This window comes from Glutamicibacter sp. 2E12 (assembly GCF_050030965.1).
Taxonomy (GTDB): Bacteria; Actinomycetota; Actinomycetes; order Actinomycetales; family Micrococcaceae; genus Glutamicibacter.
Window position 1 is genome coordinate 3057862 of sequence record NZ_CP188297.1, and the last position, 18234, is coordinate 3076095.

The 18234-nt window shown below is 60.5% G+C and carries 15 protein-coding genes; all 15 read left to right on the top strand.

Annotated elements, in window-relative coordinates:
* The first annotated feature begins 3 nt into the window (after positions 1 to 3).
* Positions 4 to 1461 (top strand): UDP-N-acetylmuramoyl-tripeptide--D-alanyl-D-alanine ligase, encoded by a 1458-nt coding sequence (locus ACP3TE_RS14360; RefSeq protein ID WP_426734008.1) that lies wholly within the window; start codon positions 4 to 6, stop codon positions 1459 to 1461.
* Entirely contained in the window at positions 1458 to 2561 is a 1104-nt protein-coding gene (gene mraY / locus ACP3TE_RS14365; RefSeq protein ID WP_105656803.1) for a phospho-N-acetylmuramoyl-pentapeptide-transferase, read from the top strand. The genes ACP3TE_RS14360 and mraY overlap by 4 nt, the downstream gene beginning before the upstream one ends.
* Positions 2543 to 4087, top strand: a complete 1545-nt coding sequence (gene murD / locus ACP3TE_RS14370) for a UDP-N-acetylmuramoyl-L-alanine--D-glutamate ligase (RefSeq protein ID WP_105656802.1) — start codon at positions 2543 to 2545, stop codon at positions 4085 to 4087. The genes mraY and murD overlap by 19 nt, the downstream gene beginning before the upstream one ends.
* A 43-nt stretch (positions 4088 to 4130) precedes the next feature.
* A complete protein-coding gene (gene ftsW, locus ACP3TE_RS14375; RefSeq protein ID WP_388022471.1) occupies positions 4131 to 5384 on the top strand; it encodes a putative lipid II flippase FtsW in 1254 nt (417 codons plus the stop codon).
* A 99-nt stretch (positions 5385 to 5483) separates the two neighbouring features.
* The gene (murG, locus tag ACP3TE_RS14380) at positions 5484 to 6605 is read left to right on the top strand and encodes an undecaprenyldiphospho-muramoylpentapeptide beta-N-acetylglucosaminyltransferase (protein WP_105656800.1); all 1122 of its coding nucleotides are present in this window, start codon (positions 5484 to 5486) and stop codon (positions 6603 to 6605) included.
* Positions 6606 to 6609: 4 nt separating this feature from the next.
* Complete coding sequence (gene murC, locus ACP3TE_RS14385) at positions 6610 to 8007, top strand: UDP-N-acetylmuramate--L-alanine ligase (protein ID WP_105661483.1); 1398 nt, start codon at positions 6610 to 6612, stop codon at positions 8005 to 8007.
* 62 nt (positions 8008 to 8069) lie between these two features.
* A complete protein-coding gene (locus tag ACP3TE_RS14390) occupies positions 8070 to 8804 on the top strand; it encodes a cell division protein FtsQ/DivIB (protein ID WP_105656798.1) in 735 nt (244 codons plus the stop codon).
* Between the two features lie 219 nt (positions 8805 to 9023).
* Positions 9024 to 10223: a cell division protein FtsZ gene (gene ftsZ, locus ACP3TE_RS14395; RefSeq protein ID WP_105656797.1), complete on the top strand. Its 1200-nt coding sequence runs from the start codon at positions 9024 to 9026 to the stop codon at positions 10221 to 10223.
* 20 nt (positions 10224 to 10243) lie between these two features.
* A complete protein-coding gene (locus tag ACP3TE_RS14400) occupies positions 10244 to 10966 on the top strand; it encodes a polyphenol oxidase family protein (protein WP_133834279.1) in 723 nt (240 codons plus the stop codon).
* A 125-nt stretch (positions 10967 to 11091) separates the two neighbouring features.
* Entirely contained in the window at positions 11092 to 11643 is a 552-nt protein-coding gene (locus ACP3TE_RS14405; RefSeq protein ID WP_105656795.1) for a cell division protein SepF, read from the top strand.
* Positions 11644 to 11666: 23 nt separating this feature from the next.
* Positions 11667 to 11963: a YggT family protein gene (locus ACP3TE_RS14410; RefSeq protein ID WP_105656794.1), complete on the top strand. Its 297-nt coding sequence runs from the start codon at positions 11667 to 11669 to the stop codon at positions 11961 to 11963.
* A 230-nt stretch (positions 11964 to 12193) separates the two neighbouring features.
* A complete protein-coding gene (locus ACP3TE_RS14415; RefSeq protein ID WP_105656793.1) occupies positions 12194 to 12943 on the top strand; it encodes a DivIVA domain-containing protein in 750 nt (249 codons plus the stop codon).
* A 96-nt stretch (positions 12944 to 13039) separates the two neighbouring features.
* The gene (gene lspA, locus ACP3TE_RS14420) at positions 13040 to 13621 is read left to right on the top strand and encodes a signal peptidase II (protein ID WP_105661481.1); all 582 of its coding nucleotides are present in this window, start codon (positions 13040 to 13042) and stop codon (positions 13619 to 13621) included.
* Positions 13618 to 14562, top strand: coding sequence for an RluA family pseudouridine synthase (locus ACP3TE_RS14425; RefSeq protein ID WP_105656791.1), 945 nt, complete (start codon positions 13618 to 13620; stop codon positions 14560 to 14562). The genes lspA and ACP3TE_RS14425 overlap by 4 nt, the downstream gene beginning before the upstream one ends.
* A 106-nt stretch (positions 14563 to 14668) precedes the next feature.
* Positions 14669 to 18232, top strand: coding sequence for a DNA polymerase III subunit alpha (gene dnaE, locus ACP3TE_RS14430; protein ID WP_105656790.1), 3564 nt, complete (start codon positions 14669 to 14671; stop codon positions 18230 to 18232).
* The last annotated feature ends 2 nt before the right edge of the window (positions 18233 to 18234 follow it).

Here is an 18234-nt window from a genome sequence, read left to right on the forward strand (position 1 = left end):
GCCATGATTGAACTGTCTCTGACCGACCTGCTGGAAATCACCGGCGGAAAAGCGACTGCTACAGCCGCCTCCGACACGGTGATCACTTCCGTGACCACTGACTCCCGCGAAGTCGTCCCGGGTGCCTTATTCGTCGCCAAGCCCGGAGAATTCTCCGACGGGCACGCCTTTATCGACCGTGCACGCGCCGCCGGCGCAGTGCTGGCCCTAGCCGAACGCATTACCCACGATGAAGACCGCAGGGAACACCCGGCGATCATCATTGAAGACGCGGTAGAAGCGATGGGCAAAATTGCCGCGCACATCGTTGCCCTTCTCAAGGAAAAGAACGACGCCAAGGTCGTGGGAATCACCGGTTCGGCCGGCAAGACCACCACCAAGGACCTGCTCGCCGGTATTCTGTCGCAAGTGGCGCCGACCGTGTCGCCAATCGGCTCATACAATGGCGAAGTCGGCGTCCCGCTGACGGTATTCAGCGCCACCGAAGAGACCAAGTACTTTGTCATCGAGATGGGGGCCACCGGCATTGGCCACCTGACGTACCTGACAGATTTGGTGCACCCGCAGGTCGGTGTCGTGTTGTGCGTCGGTACCGCCCATGCCGGCGAATTCGGCGGGGTGGAGAACATCGAGAAGGCCAAGGGCGAACTCGTTGAAGCCCTGCCAGCCGATGGCACGGCCATCTTGAATGCTGAAGACCCCCGCGTGGCACGCATGGACTTGCGTTCCGGGGGAGCCGTGCGCTTCTTCGGCACCGGAAAGAACAAGCCGGAAAACGCTGGGGTCTGGGCCACCGACGTTGTTGTGAATTCCCACGGGCAGCCAGAACTGACTCTTGAATTCCCTGGCGGCTACAGCAAGCGCATCACCTCGGGCCTTCTGGGACGCCATCACGTCTCGAATATCCTCGCCGCGGCCAACGCTGCACTGGCCCTGGATATCGCCCCGGAAGTGATCGCCGCAGGCCTGGAAGGCCGCGCTGCCGGCAGCCGCTGGCGCATGGAGCGCATCGAGCGCGCTGACGGCGTGAGCATCATCAACGACGCGTACAACGCGAACCCTGAATCAATGCGCGCTGCGCTGGTGACCCTGGCCGAATTGGGCCTGGGCGCCGACGGCGCACCGGGCCGACGCACCTGGGCAGTCCTGGGCGAAATGCTGGAACTGGGCGATGACAGCATCCACCAGCACGACCTGCTGGGCCGCATGGCAGTTCGCATGAACATCAAGAAACTTGTAGTGGTAGGCCGTGGCGCAAAGCCCGCCTACAACTCCGCTGTGCTCGAAGGCAGCTGGGGCGACGAGGCCTTCTACGTTGAAGACGTAGATGAGGCTCGCGCGCTGCTGCAAGAGCAGCTTCAGCCAGGCGACATCGCCTTGTTCAAGTCCTCTAACGGGGCCGGTCTACGCTTCCTCGGCGACGACATTGCAGCATTCGCGAAGGAAGGCGACAACGCATGATCGCATTGATTCTGGGGGCCGGCATTGCCCTCGTGCTGACCATGGTGGCCATGCCGCTGTACATCCGCCTGCTCACCAAGAAGCAATACGGCCAGGTCGTGCGCGACGATGGGCCGAACTCGCACGCCATCAAGTCCGGCACCCCGACCATGGGCGGAGTGGTCTTCGTCCTGGCCGTGTTCGTGGCGTACTTCGCCACCCATGGCATCCTTTCGCTCATGGGACGCACTTCTTCGGGAATTACCGCCAGCGGAATGCTGGTCCTGATGCTCTTCGGCGGCATGGGGCTGGTCGGATTCCTCGATGACTTCATCAAGATCTTCAAGAAGCGCTCATTGGGCTTGCGCGCCTGGCAGAAGATTGTCCTGCAGGCATTCTTCGGCATCAGCTTCGCCGTGCTGGCCTTGCAGTTCCCCAATGACCAGGGCCTGACTCCGGGCTCTACCGCGATCTCCTTCTTGCGCGACACCAACATCGACCTGGCCTTCGCAGGCCCGATGCTGGGCATGATCCTGTTCGTGCTCTGGGCGAACTTCATCGTTACCGGTGCTACCAACGGCGTGAACTTGACCGATGGCCTGGACGGACTGGCTACCGGTGCCTCGATCATGGTCTTCGGCGCCTACACCCTGATGGGCATCTGGCAGCAGAACCAGGCCTGCAGCAACATGGACTCGCTGGACGTCTGCTACTCGGTACGCGACCCGCAGGACCTGGCCCTGCTGGGGGCCACCCTCTCCGGTGCGCTGATCGCCTTCCTCTGGTTCAACGCCAAGCCGGCGAAGATCTTCATGGGCGACACCGGATCGCTGGCCATCGGCGGCGCCGTGGCTGCCTTCGCGATCCTCTCGCGCACCCAGCTGCTGCTGGTGGTAATTGCCGGCCTGTTCGTGATCATCTCCCTGTCGGTGATCATCCAGGTGGGCTACTTCAAGCTCTCGGGCGGCAAGCGCGTGTTCAAGATGGCGCCGCTGCAGCACCACTTCGAGCTTTCGGGCTGGTCCGAAGAAAACGTTGTTATCCGATTCTGGATCCTTGCCGGCCTGTTCGTGGCCGCGGGCCTGGGTCTCTTCTACTCTGAATGGGTTGTCGCACTGTGAGCGTAGACGCTGGCAAATCTCTTGACTCGCTAACCAGCTGGGATGCTGATTGGAAAGGCCTGCGCGTAGTCGTCGCCGGACTGGGACTCTCCGGATTCTCTGCGGCCGACACCCTCATCGAGCTGGGTGCCATCGTCACCGTCATCGACGGCCGCGATGACCAGCTGAACCAGCAACGTGCCGAGACGCTGAAGATCGTCGGGGCCCATGAGGTGCTGCTGGGCGACGGGAACGTACAAGCCCTGCCGTTGGTCGATGGCAAGCCGGCCCAGCTGGTCATGGTTTCCCCAGGCTGGAATCCCCGTAATCCGGTCATCGCAGAGGCCGAGTCCGAGGGCATCGAGATCTGGAGCGATATCGAGCTGGCTTGGCGCGTGCAGAACCGTGCCGGCCACACAGCACCACAGTGGCTGGCGATTACCGGCACCAACGGCAAGACCACCACTGTGGGCATGACCGAGGCGATCCTGCGCGCCGATGGGCTGAAGGCCATCGCCGTCGGCAACGTCGGCACCCCGATCCTGGATGCCGTACGCGAACCGGTGGACTATGACGTATTCGCCGTCGAGCTCTCCAGCTTCCAGCTGCACTACACGCATAGCATTTCTCCGCTTGCCTCGGTGGTCTTGAACCTGGCCGAAGACCACGTGGACTGGCATGGCGGCTTCGGCAACTACAAGGCCGCCAAGGCCAAGATCTACGAACGCACCCAGGTAGCAGCGATCTTCAACGCCGCCGATGAGCGCACCATCACCATGGTGGAAAACGCTGAAGTCATCGAAGGCTGCCGTGCTATCGGCTTCACCACCGATACCCCAGCAGTATCGATGGTGGGTGTTGTCGAAGGCCTGCTGGTGGACCGCGCCTTCATCGAAGAGCGCAAGACCAGTGCCGTGGAACTGATCGCCCTGAAGGACATCGGCGAGATTGTTCCGCGCCACACCGCCGCGAACGCGGCTGCCGCGGCGGCGCTGACCCGCGCGTACGGAGTGAATGCAGAAGCTGTCGCTGCGGGTTTGGCGAACTTCGACTCCGGCGATCACCGGATCCAGGCCGTCGCCCGCAAGAACGACATCCTGTGGATCAATGATTCCAAGGCCACTAATCCGCATGCGGCCGATGCTTCGTTGGCTGCATTCACCCGTGTGGTCTGGATTGCCGGTGGCTTGTCCAAGGGCGTGGAATACGGCGACTTGATCGCCAAGCACGCGCAGCGCCTGGCCAAGGTCTTGCTCATCGGCACCGACACCGCCGGTTTGCGCCAAGCACTCGCTGCCCACGCGCCAGAGGTTGAAGTCATCGACATCACTGGGGCAGCGCAGGGCGGTGACGGTTCGGTTCCAAGCGGCGCCCAGGTCATGACGCGTGCGGTCTCCAAGGCTGCCGAAGTAGCCGAAGCAGGGGATACCGTGCTCATGGCTCCCGCCGCGGCCTCGATGGACCAATTCAGTTCCTACGCCCAGCGTGGCAACGCATTTATCGCTGCCGTCAGTGATCTGATGGATAAAACTGGCGAAGACCAGTAATCGAAAGCTGACCGAATAAACGACACCGAGGCAGGAGGCACCGATGGCGATGAAAATGAACAAGAAGCCAGCAGGTTCCAAAGCCGAACTCCCTTGGTACGTGAGATTCGGCAGGATGCTCGGAACCGTCGAGAACTCCAGCGGCCGCATGGCCTCCACGGACTACTGGCTGGTGCTCGTGGGCTCCATCGTGCTGGCCGTTTTCGGTGTGGTCATGGTCCAGTCATCGGCGTCGGTTGAAGCGATCGCGAAGGGCAGGGACGGTTTCACCGTGGCGCTGTCCCAGGGTGGCTTTGCCGCCTTGGGTATTCTCTGCATGCTGGTCATGCAGCGGATCAAGCCGGAAACGCTGAAGCGGCTGGCCTGGCCTTCCGTTATTGCGGCAGTGGTCCTGTTGTTCCTCGTGGCGTTCACGCCATTGGGCCATACGGTGCTCGGCAACCGAAACTGGATCCGCATCGGCGGCTTCGGCCTGCAGCCCAGCGAGTTCGCCAAACTGGCGTTGTCTGTTTTTGCCGCGTTCATGCTGGAAAAGAAGCAGCATCTGCTGCACGACATCAAGCATTTGGTCGTCCCAGTGGTTGCCCCGGTGGGGGTCTTCATTGTTGGCCTCATCGTGGTCGGCAAGGACGTAGGTACAGCGCTGGTCTTGTTGATGATCATTGCCTCGGCGATGTTCTTGGGCGGCATCCGGATGAAGTGGCTGGCGGCGTTTTCGGTGGTCGGTGTCCTGGGCCTGTCCGTGGCGATCTTCGCTTCCTCCAACCGCCGCCAGCGCATCCTCGCTTGGCTTGATACCGATTGCGGCCCGAGCAGCGACCTTTGCTACCAGGCCAGCATGGGCCTTCACGCCTTCGCCTCCGGCGGCTGGTTCGGTGTGGGCGCAGGCCAGTCCCGCATGAAGTGGTCCTATGTGCCTGAGGCGCAGAACGACTTCATCTTCTCCATCCTGGGTGAAGAGTTCGGCCTGATCGGCGTGCTGTTCGTCCTGGTCATGTTCATGCTGCTGGCCTTGGCGATGTATCGCATTGCAGCACGCGCCAAGGACTTGTACACCAAGGTGCTCATGGGTTGCCTGATGTCCTGGGTCATCGGCCAGACCTTCGTGAATCTGGGTACCGTCACCGGCGTACTTCCCGTGATCGGTGTTCCGCTGCCGTTCATTTCCTCCGGCGGCTCGGCGATGCTCGCCATCATGCTGGCAATGGGCTATGTCCTCTCCTCGGCCCGGGCGCAAAAACTTGAATTCGAAGCAACGCTGGAAAAGAAACCGGCAAAGAGCAAGAAAACCAAATAGTGCGCCGCAAGCGGCCGCTATCAGAAGCAGAGGCCCATCGCTGAATCTGCGGTGGACGTTGATCCTGCCCATTGGCAGGACGAAGGAGTACAGCAACAGATGAGCGAAGCACTTCGTCTAGTCGTCGCCGGCGGCGGAACTGCCGGCCATATCTCGCCCATGCTGGCCATAGCTGATGCCGTGAAGGCCGAGCATCCCGAAGCAATGGTCACAGCACTGGGTTCTCCCGGTGGCCTGGAAACCAAGCTGGTGCCGGAAGCTGGCTACCCGCTCGAACTCATCCCCAAGGCCCCGATGCCACGCAGCATCAACATGGATCTGCTCAAGTTCCCTTTCCGTTTCATCAAGGCCATTAACAACGCCAAGAACGTTCTGCGCACCACCAAGGCCGAGGCCGTCCTGGGCGTCGGCGGTTATGTCTGCACCCCGGCATATCTTGCCGCGAAGCAGCTGAAGCTGCCGATCTTCGTGCATGAGGCCAACTCCGTTGCCGGCATGGCAAACAAGCTCGGGGCAAAGAACGCGGCATTCGTCGGAACTACTTTCGCCAACACCGGGCTGCCCGGTGAGATGCAGGTGGGCATGCCGATGCGCTCCAACGTTGCCACCATGGACAAAGCCGCGCTGCGAGGCGAAGCACGCGGGTACTTCGGTATCACCGGGCAGAAGCCGGTACTTCTGGTCACCGGTGGATCCTCCGGAGCGCAGAGCATCAATACCGCCATCGAGCAGTCCCTGGACGAGCTGAACGCAGCTGGCATCCACACTATCCACATCACCGGACGCGGAAAGCAGATTCTGGACGCCTCGGGCAATCTGCTGTCCCATGAAGGATACAGCCAGACCGAATACGTGGACCGCATGGACTACGCCTACGCCGTCGCGGATTTGATGATCTGCCGCTCCGGCGCGGGCACCGTCTGCGAACTGGCCGTAGCTGGCACGGCCTCGGTACTGGTTCCGCTGCCCATCGGCAACGGCGAGCAAAAGCTCAACGCCCGTGAACTGGTCGCTGCCGGGGGAGCCGTCCTGGTTTCCGACGCGGAGTTCACAAAGTCCTATATCAGCGAAAATGTCATCAATATGCTGACCGATCAGCATAAAATTGAAAAGATGTCTCAAGCCGCTGCCTCATTGGGGCAGCGCGACGCCGCGCAGATCATGGCGCGACGGATTATTGATGAAGTTTCAACCCGCCGCCGTGCGGGTCAGGAAGGCTAGAACCATGGCACTGCGAGCCGACGAACTGAACGCCGATCTGGGCAAGGTACACCTGATGGGTGTAGGCGGGGTTGGCGTATCAGCGGTTGCACGGCTGCTGCTCGACTACGGCCTGGCTGTCTCCGGCACCGATGCCAAGGATCTCCCGGTGCTCGATGGCTTGCGTGAGCGCGGCGCGCGAATCCACGTAGGCTACGACCCAGCGAACCTCGGCGACGCCGACACCGTGGTGATCTCCTCGATCATCAAGGCCGGAAACCCGGAATACGACGAAGCCCTGCGCCGCGGACTGCGAATCTTGCACCGCTCCGAAGGCCTGGAAGCTACCATGCGCGGCCACGAGAAGATCGTGGCCATCGCCGGTACTCACGGCAAGACCACCACCACTTCGCTGACCGCCCATATGCTCAAGACCATTGGCGCGCGTCCGAGCTTCGCCGTGGGAGCGAATATTCCAAGCCTGGGCACCAACGCCGAGCTCGGGGCCGGATCCTACTTCGTGGCCGAAGCGGACGAATCCGACGCTTCCTTCCTCAACTACCGGCCGGATGCCATCATCGTGACCAACGTCGAAGCCGACCACCTGGATCACTACGGTACCGCTGAAGCAGTGCACCAGGCCTTCGTGGACTTCGCCAGGCTATTGCCGGCAGACGGCTTGCTGATCTGCTGTGCAGATGATGAGGGTTCCAACGATCTGGCGCACAAGATGCGCGCAGAGCGTCCGGAAATCCGCGTGCAGACCTACGGCTTCAGCGATCACGCCGACCGCCGCCTTTCCGATGCCCGCGCCACCGAAGACGGCCGCTTCACCGCAACCATCGAATGGGGCAGCGGACAAAGCCGCATCCTGGATCTGGCAGTGCCCGGCCAGCACAACCTGCTTAATGCTGCCGCCGCATTGTCTGTCGGCATTGATGCAGGTGTGGACGTTGACGAAGCGCTGCAGGCGCTCTCCAGTTTCTCCGGGGCAGCTCGCCGATTCGAATTCAAGGGTGAAGCCGCAGAGGTCCGTGTCTACGACGACTACGCGCACCACCCGACCGAGGTGCAGGCAGCGCTGACCGCCGGCCGTACGGTGGCCGGCAACGGCCGGCTGCACATTGTCTTCCAGCCGCACCTGTTCAGCCGTACCCAAGAGTTCTTCCGCCAATTCGCCCAGGCCTTGTCCCTGGCCGATTCGGTGGCCGTGCTGGATATCTACCCGGCACGTGAAGAACCTATCGATGGCGTGGACAGCGAACTGATCGCATCGCGCATCGAGGTTCCTGCCCAGGTACTTTCGCCGGCAGCCGCTGTAGCGCACGTGGTTGAGCAGTCCGAGCCGGGCGATGTCATCATGACCATTGGCGCCGGCGATGTCACAGCGCTAGGCCCAGACATCGTCAAGTCGCTGAGCTGACGAATTCCGTCCCGAGTCCGAGGCCATCGCAGTTGGTCCACTTCCGTCTACCAAGGTGATCCATGGGTGAAGCAGCAAAAGTCGTAGAACTTCCGGAGAGCCCGGAGAAAAAACGGCGCAAGATCCTGATTATTCTCACGGCATGCATCGTCGTGCTCAGCCTCGCTGCGGTTTTGATCTTGAGCTTCTCACCGGTGATCGCTGCCAAGAAGATCGAAGTAACCGGCACCAAGCTGGTCAATTCCGAGAAGCTGGGGAAGTCCCTGGAACCATTGAAGGGCGTTCCGCTGCCGCGGATCTCTGAATCGAGGGTCCAGGAGCTGATCGGCGAGCAGCCGGCCATCGACGAAATCGTGGTCAAGGCCCAGATGCCCAACACCTTGGTCGTTGAGGTAATCGAAGCTGTGCCGGTGGCCATCTTGCTGGAGGGCAAGAAGCAGTACCTGGTCTCCGAGACCGGCAAGAAGCTTCGCACCGTCGGCAAGAATGACAAGGACCAGTTGCCCAAGATCAAGGCCACCGACGTCACTGCTGATCCGGAGCAGTTCAAGCTGCTGACCGGAATCTTGAGCACCGTTGACAAGAAAGTGCTCAAGGAAGTCTCAACGGCATCCTTGTCCAAGGCAGGGTTCGCCGAACTGGCGTTGCCGAAGAACCGCACTTTGATTTGGGGAGACGCCAAGAAAGCGGCCCTGAAAAATGAAGTGGCGACGATCTTCTTGAAAGAGCTTGAGAAAAAGCACGCGGCCAAGACGACCATCGACGTCACCAACCCAGAAAATCCCGTGGTCTATTAAGTCGCGGTGCTCTGGGCGCGGGAAGACCAATAAGCCAAGAAATTCTGGAAAGATAGTTTTGAATAAGCGACACGCCTAGGCGGTCGTTGCAGAAAGACCACACGACTCATAGCGTTTCTAATAACGACAGCTTGACAGAATCTTAACCTTAAGGCTAAAGGTGAAGGTCTTTAGCTGGAGTCGTGAAATATGTAGCACATCTAACAAGGGAAGCGGGACGTGGCAGCTCCACAGAATTACCTCGCGGTCATTAAAGTCGTCGGAATCGGCGGTGGCGGTGTAAACGCAGTCAATCGAATGATCGAAGTCGGTCTCAAGGGCGTAGAGTTCATCGCCATTAACACCGATGCCCAGGCTCTGCTTATGAGTGATGCCGACGTCAAACTCGACGTAGGACGCGAACTGACTCGTGGCCTGGGCGCTGGCGCCAACCCTGATGTGGGACGCCAGGCAGCGGAAGATCATGTAGAAGAAATCGAAGACGTCCTGCGCGGCGCGGACATGGTCTTCGTGACCGCTGGCGAAGGCGGCGGTACTGGTACTGGTGGCGCGCCGGTCGTGGCCCGCATTGCCCGCTCGCTTGGCGCGCTGACCATCGGCGTGGTCACCCGTCCATTCACCTTCGAGGGTCGCCGCCGCGCTAACTCCGCCGAGTCGGGCATCGAAGCCCTGCGCGACGAAGTGGATACCCTCATTGTGATCCCGAACGATCGACTGCTGTCGATCTCGGATCGCAACGTATCGGTGCTCGATGCATTCCGCCAGGCAGACCAGGTTCTGCTCTCCGGCGTGCAGGGCATTACCGACCTGATCACCACCTCGGGCCTGATCAACCTCGACTTCGCCGACGTGAAGTCCGTTATGCAGGGCGCAGGCTCGGCATTGATGGGCATCGGTTCGGCGCGGGGCGAAGACCGTGCAGTGAAGGCAGCGGAGCTGGCTATTGCCTCGCCACTGCTCGAAGCTTCTATCGATGGCGCCCACGGCGTCCTGCTCTCCATCCAGGGCGGCTCCGACCTCGGCTTGTTCGAAATCAACGAAGCTGCACGCCTCGTGCAGGAAGTTGCCCACCCGGAAGCCAACATCATCTTCGGCGCCGTCATTGACGACGCCTTGGGCGACGAAGCACGTGTCACCGTGATTGCAGCCGGCTTCGACGAGCCAGATGTCACCAGCAAGCCAATGGCACCGGTCGCAGCAAAGCCAGCTGTCTCCGCGCGCCCGGCTGAGCAAGTGCCAGCGAGCATTCCAGAAACACCAGCACCTGCTGCAACCGAAGCTGCGAAGCCAGCCCAGGTTGCTCATGAGAAGCCAGCTGCCGCAGAGCAGGCCAGCTCCTTCCAGGACCTTCCAGATGTTGTCGACTCGGACCTGAACGGTTCGAACGACGACCTGGATGTCCCGGACTTCCTGAAGTAAAAACAGCAAGAAGCTGAGCAGTGCTACATTTCGCGTCGAACCTCGATCCGAGCATCCAACTGGCATTCACATCGCAGGCTGAGGGAAACCTCGCCCTGCACGTGAATGACGATCCCCGCCTTGTGGCGGAGAATCGAGCCAAATTGGAGGACTTGATCGGGGTTCGACGCTTCTCGCTTAACTTCATGAACCAGGTGCACTCCGCCGATGTATATGAGGTCACGCCGGTGCGGCGCACCTCGTGGCTAGAGCCGGCAGCGCCAACCTGCGATGGATTGCTGGACCCAACTGGCACCCAGCCCCTGGCAGTGATGGTCGCCGACTGCCTTCCGGTGCTCTTTGTCGGAAGAAACACGCGCAATGGGCAAACCCTGAGTGCCGCAACCCACGCCGGCCGGCGCGGGCTGCTCGACGGGATCCTGGCAAAAACGGTCGAGGGCCTGAAGGCTCATGGTGCCGACACAGTGGAAGCCGTGATCGGCCCTTCGATCTGCGGCCGATGCTATGAAGTTCCAGAAAGCATGGCCCAGGAATCCGAAGAGTTGCGCACCGGGATTCGCACCACGACTCGCTGGGGGACCCATGGGCTGGACCTTCCGGCCTCAGCCGAACAAGAACTGCGCGGCCTCGGGGTGGACGTGCGGCAATCCGGTGTCTGCACCTTGGAAGACGAAAGCTACTATTCCTACCGGCGTTCAAGCCGTGCAGGACGACTTGCCGGACTCATCTGGACCGCCGCGTAGGCGTGCGCGACACACCGCCAAGAATTGATCGAATGAACGATGCCTGCATTATTTTGTGCGGTAGCGTCGAAGTAGCGGAAGCGTGCAATGGGGTTGCATGCATGGGATAAACGAGGAGAAACATCGTGGCTGACGGACTGCGTAAGGCAATGGTATATCTCGGCTTGGCGGACGCCGTCGAGCAGGAAGAGACCCAGACACAACACGCTGAGCCCAAAACCCAGGTTCGGGTAGTTGAGGACACAGCTCCAAAGCGACCTGCCGAAGCCCCACGCCCACAGCCTGTTGCAAGGCAGGCTGCGCCGCAAACACAAGCTAGAGAACCAGAGACGGAATACCGTGCTCCGGTCACCCCTATTAAGCGTGCCCCTTCAGTACGGGATGAGGATTCCGAATTGCGTCAGATTACTACCGTCCACCCTCGTTCTTATAACGATGCCAAGATCATCGGTGAGAACTTCCGTGACGGCATCCCGGTGATTATGAATGTCACCGACATGGGTGAAACCGATGCCAAGCGCCTCGTCGACTTCTCGGCCGGTCTTGTTTTCGCCCTGCACGGCTCCATTGAGCGAGTCACGAACAAGGTCTTCTTGCTCTCACCAGCGACCGTTGAGGTCCTCGGTGAAGATCGCAAGCAGTCCGAAGCGCAAGCAACCTTCTTTAATCAGAGCTAAGACACCAGGAGCACAAGCACAAAATGGTGTTCGGGATCATCTATCTCGCCTTAGCCATCCTCCAGATTCTGCTCTTAATGAGAATTGTGTTGGATGTAACGGAAAGCTTTGCTCGCCACTGGCGACCCAAAGGCATCGCATTGATTGTCGCAAGTGCAATCGTGTCGATTACCGATCCTCCGCTGCGCTGGTTGCGCCGGAAGATCAAACCCCTGGATCTCGGCGGAATCCGTCTTGACCTGTCCTTTCTTGTGTTGTTCATCGTCGTAATCATTCTTAAAGCGGTGGTAGCCAACCTGGGTCTCAGGACAGGGATCTGATTAGGGCATTTCCGTGCTTCACGGGGATTGTCCTGAGCAGTCAAAAGCTGTAGATTCAAAGAATAAGAGACTCGCGCGTAAGCTCGATTTCGTAATAATTGTCCAAATCGTTATATCCTTTAGGAAATGGTGCTCCGACTTCACCGGTCGCGACACTGACAAAAACGGTAAGTGTTTCGCAAGGCAAGACAATGGTCGTGCGGAAATGATCCCAGTATTGAGGTGACCCAATGGCTCTGACGCCAGAAGACGTAGTCAATAAGCGGTTTCAGCCGACCAAGTTCCGTGAAGGCTACGACCAAGACGAGGTAGATGACTTCCTCGACGAAATCGTTGTGGAGCTGCGTCGCCTAACCGGTGAGAACGAGGCTCTGCGCAGCCGCCTTGCCGAACTTGGCGAAGATGCGGGTTCGGTATCGAAGGAGCAGGCTGTTCCTGCACCCGTTTCGGCCGCTCCAGTTACTCCTGCTGCTCCAGCTGCTAAGCCAGCTGAAGAGAAGAAGGCAGAAGCTAAGCCTGCAGAGCCAGCGAAGGCAGAAACCCCAGCTGCCAAGCCAGCTGAGGAAAAGAAGGCAGAAGCTAAGCCAGCTGCCGCTGAGAAGGCACCTGCAGCTCCGGCCGCAGCAGCAGCGCCAGCTGCAACTCCTCGCTCCGAATCCGCAGAGTCGGCAGCCAACGTGCTGTCCATGGCTCAGCGTCTGCACGACGAGTACGTCGCTGCCGGTGTCGAGCAGCGCGACAAGATCATCTCCGAAGCGAAGACCGAAGCTAACACCTTGGTCACCACCGCTGAAGAGAAGAGCCGCAAGACCTTGTCGGCCTTGGAGCAGCAGAAGTCGGTTCTGGAGCGCAAGCTCGAGCAGTTGCGTGGCTTCGAACGCGATTACCGTGCTCGCCTGAAGACCTACATCGAAGGACAGCTGCGTGACCTTGAGTCCCAGGGTTCGATCGATGCTGGTGCGGCAGGCAAGACCAGCTAGTCGCTGACAGTTCATAACTTGATCTAGCTATCAAGTAAGATCAACGGTGGTGAACGGATACATTCCGATCACCACCGTTGACGTTTAAGGGAAATAATGGGTACCACTGTGGACGCAGTTCAATCCGGAAACGCGGGCGCGAAGGCGAAGAAATACGTTGGCCTTGGCCTCGTGATCGCTCTGATCGCGCTGGTACTGGACCAAACCGTCAAAATTGCCGTTGAACAGAACATGCGGCTTGGCCAATCGATTGAAGTGATTCCCGGATTCTTCAACATCCACTACATCCTGAACCCTGGTGCCGCCTTCTCCATCGGCGAAGACTTCACCATAGTCTTCGCGATCCTGCAATCGGCAGTCGCGGTCTACGTCATTTACCTGTTTTTCCGCAAGGTGCTGTCCAGAAGCTGGGCCATAGCCCTGGGCTGCCTGCTCGGCGGTGTCCTGGGCAATGTCGTGGACCGGCTGTTCCGTGAACCGGGCTTCGGATTCGGCCATGTGGTAGACATGTTTTCCGTCACCCACTTCGCTATCTTCAACGTCGCCGACTCCTTCATCGTCTGTTCCATGATCGCGGTGGCGTACATGCTCATCCGCGGGCGCAACCTCGATGGCAGCATTGGCGATCCTCCAAAGAAAGACAAGTCCAACAAGGAGGAAGCAGAACCAAACGCATGATCTCGAACGAAACCACCATTCACGAACTGCTGGTTGACCCAGCCGATGCCGGCGCACGCCTTGACGCCTATATCTCCCGGTCCCTGCAGATCCCGCGCACCTTGGCTTCGAGCCTTTGCAAGGATTCGCAGATCCAGGTCAACGGACGAACCATTGCCAAATCTCTGAAGATCAAGGCGGGGGACCAGCTGGTAGTCACCATCCCGCCGCAGGCAGACCCATTAGAAATTAAGGTTGAGAAAGTGGAAGAGCTGAAGATTATCGCGGACGACGATGACTATGTGGTCATCGACAAGCCCGTGGGTGTCGCAGCCCATCCATCCCCGGGGTGGGTGGGCCCGACAGTTGTCGGCGCACTCATGGCCGAGGGCTACAACATCACCACTTCCGGTGCCGCCGAACGCCAAGGCATAGTGCACCGCTTGGACGTGGGCACCAGCGGCCTGATGGTCGTGGCGAAAACCGAACGCGCCTACACCGAACTGAAGCGCGCCTTCAAGGAACGCACCCCCAAGAAGATCTACCATGCGGTGGTGCAGGGCCTGCCTGACCCGCTGGAAGGCACCATCGACGCGCCGATCGGGCGCCACCCGGGCCACGACTGGAAGTTCGCTGTCCTGGATGGCGGGCGGGACTCGGTCACCCACTACAAGGTGATCGAGGCCTTCGGCCGCGCCTCGCTGGTCGAGGTGCAACTGGAAACCGGGCGCACCCACCAGATCCGCGTCCACTTCTCAGCCTTCGGGCACCCTTGTGCCGGAGACCAGACCTACGGAGCGGATCCCAAGCTGGGTGCCGCTCTGGGCCTGACCCGGCAGTGGCTGCATGCAAAACGTCTTGGATTCTCCCATCCGGTCTCCGGCCAGTGGATGGAATACGAAAGCGAATATCCTGCGGATCTGGCAGGCGCCGTCGAGCTGCTGCGCGAAGGCGGATACTGAGTTCCAAGGTGCTGTTGGCCACTGGCCGGCAGCACCTTGTGTCGTGCTAGCCACAGCACCGCGCCGGGGTGGGCCCAAGTCCGGGTTTGATCGCTAGACTGGTTGGGTGAGTGCTACACGTGACGGATTTGTCCATCTTCATACCCACACCGAATACTCCATGCTGGACGGTGCGGCGCGCCTAGGCGAACTCTTCGCCGAAGCTAACCGGCAGGGCATGGAAGCCATGGCGATTACCGACCATGGCTACCTGTTCGGTGCCTTCGATTTCTGGCGCCAAGCCACCGGAGCTGGCGTTAAGCCGATCATCGGCGTAGAAGCCTATGTCACCCCGGGCACCGCGCGCGACGACAAGACCCGCGTGAAATGGCGTACCGACGAATCGCAAAAGGGCGATGACGTTTCCGGTGGCGGCCTGTACAACCACATGACCCTGCTCTCGTACAACAACAAGGGCATGGACAACCTTTTCAAGGGTTCGTCCCGCGCCTCGCTGGACTCCGTGTTCGGCAAATACCCGCGCTGGGACCGCGAGCTGCTCAACGAGCACCACGAAGGCCTCATTGCCACGACCGGCTGCCCTTCGGGTGAAGTCCAGACCAAGCTTCGCCTGGGCCAGTACGATGCGGCGAAGGCGGCCGCGGCTGAACTGCAGGATTTATTCGGCAAGGAAAACTACTTCTGCGAGATCATGGACCACGGTCTGGAGATCGAACGCCGCATCACCAAGGACCTGCTGCGCCTGGCCAAGGAACTGGGCATTCCGCTGGTGGCTACCAACGACCTGCACTACACCCATGAATCCGATGCCAAGGCCCACGAGGCGCTGCTGGCCATCAACTCCGGCTCCACGCTCGACGAGCCCACCTATGACCAGGGCGGCAGCCGCTTCGCTTTTTCCGGCACCGGCTACTACCTGAAATCGGCGCGCGAAATGCGCGATTTGTTCAAGGAATTTCCTGAAGCCTGCGACAACACCCTGGCGATCGCCGACCGGGTCGAGGTCTCCTTCGACACGAACGCCAACTACATGCCGAAATTCCCTTGCCCGCCGGGGGAGGACGAAACCAGCTGGCTGATCAAGGAAGTCGACAAGGGACTGCACTACCGCTACCCGAACGGCATCCCAGAAGCTTCGCGCAAGCAGGCAGACTACGAGCTGGACGTCATCATCAAGATGGGCTTCCCGGGATACTTCCTGGTCGTGGCCGACTTCATCAACTGGTCCAAGGACCACGGCATCCGTGTTGGCCCGGGGCGTGGTTCGGGTGCAGGCTCCATGGTCGCCTACGCCATGCGGATCACGGACCTCGATCCGCTGGTGCACGGCCTGATCTTCGAGCGTTTCCTGAACCCGGAACGTGTTTCCATGCCCGACTTCGATGTCGACTTCGATGATCGCCGCCGTTCCGAGGTCATCAAGTACGTGACCGAGAAGTACGGTGATGAGCGCGTATCGATGATCGTGACCTACGGTTCAATCAAGACCAAGCAGGCGCTGAAGGACTCATCGCGCGTGCTCGGCTACCCGTTCAGCATGGGCGAGACCCTGACCAAGGCGCTGCCGCCGGCGGTGATGGCCAAGGACATCCCGCTGAACGACATCGAGAACCCGCAATCCAAGCGCTATTCGGAGGCGGGGGACTTCCGCAACCTGGTGGCCAATGACCCGGAGGCGGCCCGCGTCTTCGAGACGGCCAAGGGCCTGGAAGGCCTGAAGCGCCAGTGGGGCGTGCACGCCGCCGGCGTGATCATGAGCTCGGACCCGATCATCGACGTCATCCCCATCATGCGGCGCATCCAGGATGGACAGGTCATTACCCAGTTCGACTACCCGACCTGTGAAGGCCTGGGGCTGATCAAGATGGACTTCCTGGGGTTGCGCAACCTCACCATCATTTCCGATGCCCTGGAGAACATCGAGTACAACACCGGCACCAAAATCGACCTCGAGACCCTGAGTATCGAGGACCCCGAGGCCTACAACCTGCTGGCCCGCGGCGACACCCTGGGCGTGTTCCAACTCGATGGCGGTCCCATGCGCTCGCTGCTGAAGATGATGCGCCCCGATAACTTCGAAGACATCTCCGCAGTGATCGCGCTGTACCGTCCGGGCCCGATGGGCGCCAACTCCCACACCAACTACGCCCTGCGCAAGACCGGGTTGCAGGAAGTCACCCCAATCCACCCGGAGCTCGCTGAACCGCTGGCAGAGATCCTCGGCGGCACCTACGGCCTGATCGTGTATCAGGAGCAGGTTATGGCTATTGCGCAGAAGCTGGCCGGCTACTCGCTGGGCCAGGCCGATATCTTGCGCCGTGCCATGGGCAAGAAGAAGAAGTCGGAACTGGATAAGCAGTTCGCCGGCTTCAAGCAGGGCATGAACGACAACGGCTACTCGGACGCCGCCGTGCAGACCCTGTGGGACATCTTGCTGCCATTCTCCGACTACGCGTTCAACAAGGCCCACTCGGCCGCGTACGGCGTGGTCTCCTACTGGACCGCCTACCTCAAGGCGCACTACCCGGCCGAATACATGGCCGCGCTGCTGACCTCGGTGGGCGATGACAAGGACAAGCTGGCACTGTACCTGAACGAATGCCGCCACATCGGCATCACCGTGCTGCCGCCGGATGTCAACGAATCGGCGTTGAACTTCACCCCAGTGGGCAAGGATATCCGCTTCGGCATGGGCGCCATCCGCAACGTCGGCACCAATGCGGTGGCCGGCATGGTCGAGGCCCGCACGGAGAAGGGCAACTACAACGACTTCAACGATTTCCTGGGCAAGGTCCCGGCCGTGGTCTGCAACAAGCGAACCATTGAATCGCTGATCAAGGCCGGTGCCTTCGACTCCATGAAGCATCCACGCCGGGCGCTGGTGGCCATCCACGAAGAAGCCGTGGATTCGGTGATCCAGGTCAAGCGCAACGAGGCGGCCAACCAGTTCGACCTGTTCAGCGCCCTGGGCGCGGATGAGTCCTCGGAGTCGATGCACGTGGCGATCCCCGACATGCCCGATTGGGACAAGAAGGAAAAACTGGCCTACGAGCGCGACATGCTCGGCCTGTACGTTTCCGACCACCCGCTGCAGGGACTGGGCTCGGCCCTGGACCAGTACGCTGACATGCCGGTCACGCACGTGCTCTCGGATGACGGCCCGCAGGATGGCCACATCATTTCCATCGCCGGCATGATTTCCGGTCTGCAGCGGCGCATCGCCAAGAAGAGCGGCAACCCGTATGCGCGCTGCGAGATCGAAGACCTCTCCGGTTCGATGGAGGTCATGTTCTTCGGCCAGGCCTACCAGCCGATCGCCGAGATCCTGGCCGATGACCTGATCGTGGTCATCAAGGGGCGCGTGCAGCGCCGCGATGACGGCTCCATCACCCTGAACGCGCAGGAAATGATGATCCCGGAAATTTCCGAGGATGCCAACGGGGGACCGGTAGTCATCGGCATTCCGACACACAAGGCCACCGAGACCCTGGTGCAGAAGCTGGGCGATGTGCTGCGCACCCACAGCGGCAACACCGAGGTGCGGGTGAAGCTCACCGGCAGCCGCGGCACCTCGCTGCTGCGCCTGGGCATGAACTTCAGGGTGAACCCCAATCCTGCCCTGTTCGGCGATTTGAAGGTGCTGCTGGGCCCGCACTGCCTGGACGTATAGGG

What these genes read in the sequence shown, in the direction of transcription:
- ACP3TE_RS14360 (WP_426734008.1), top strand. Translation starts at nt 4, where the DNA reads ATGATTGAACTGTCTCTGACCGACCTGCTGGAAATCACCGGCGGAAAA.
- mraY (WP_105656803.1), top strand. Translation starts at nt 1,458, where the DNA reads ATGATCGCATTGATTCTGGGGGCCGGCATTGCCCTCGTGCTGACCATG.
- murD (WP_105656802.1), top strand. Translation starts at nt 2,543, where the DNA reads ATGGGTTGTCGCACTGTGAGCGTAGACGCTGGCAAATCTCTTGACTCG.
- ftsW (WP_388022471.1), top strand. Translation starts at nt 4,131, where the DNA reads ATGGCGATGAAAATGAACAAGAAGCCAGCAGGTTCCAAAGCCGAACTC.
- murG (WP_105656800.1), top strand. Translation starts at nt 5,484, where the DNA reads ATGAGCGAAGCACTTCGTCTAGTCGTCGCCGGCGGCGGAACTGCCGGC.
- murC (WP_105661483.1), top strand. Translation starts at nt 6,610, where the DNA reads ATGGCACTGCGAGCCGACGAACTGAACGCCGATCTGGGCAAGGTACAC.
- ACP3TE_RS14390 (WP_105656798.1), top strand. Translation starts at nt 8,070, where the DNA reads ATGGGTGAAGCAGCAAAAGTCGTAGAACTTCCGGAGAGCCCGGAGAAA.
- ACP3TE_RS14410 (WP_105656794.1), top strand. Translation starts at nt 11,667, where the DNA reads ATGGTGTTCGGGATCATCTATCTCGCCTTAGCCATCCTCCAGATTCTG.
- ACP3TE_RS14415 (WP_105656793.1), top strand. Translation starts at nt 12,194, where the DNA reads ATGGCTCTGACGCCAGAAGACGTAGTCAATAAGCGGTTTCAGCCGACC.
- lspA (WP_105661481.1), top strand. Translation starts at nt 13,040, where the DNA reads ATGGGTACCACTGTGGACGCAGTTCAATCCGGAAACGCGGGCGCGAAG.
- ACP3TE_RS14425 (WP_105656791.1), top strand. Translation starts at nt 13,618, where the DNA reads ATGATCTCGAACGAAACCACCATTCACGAACTGCTGGTTGACCCAGCC.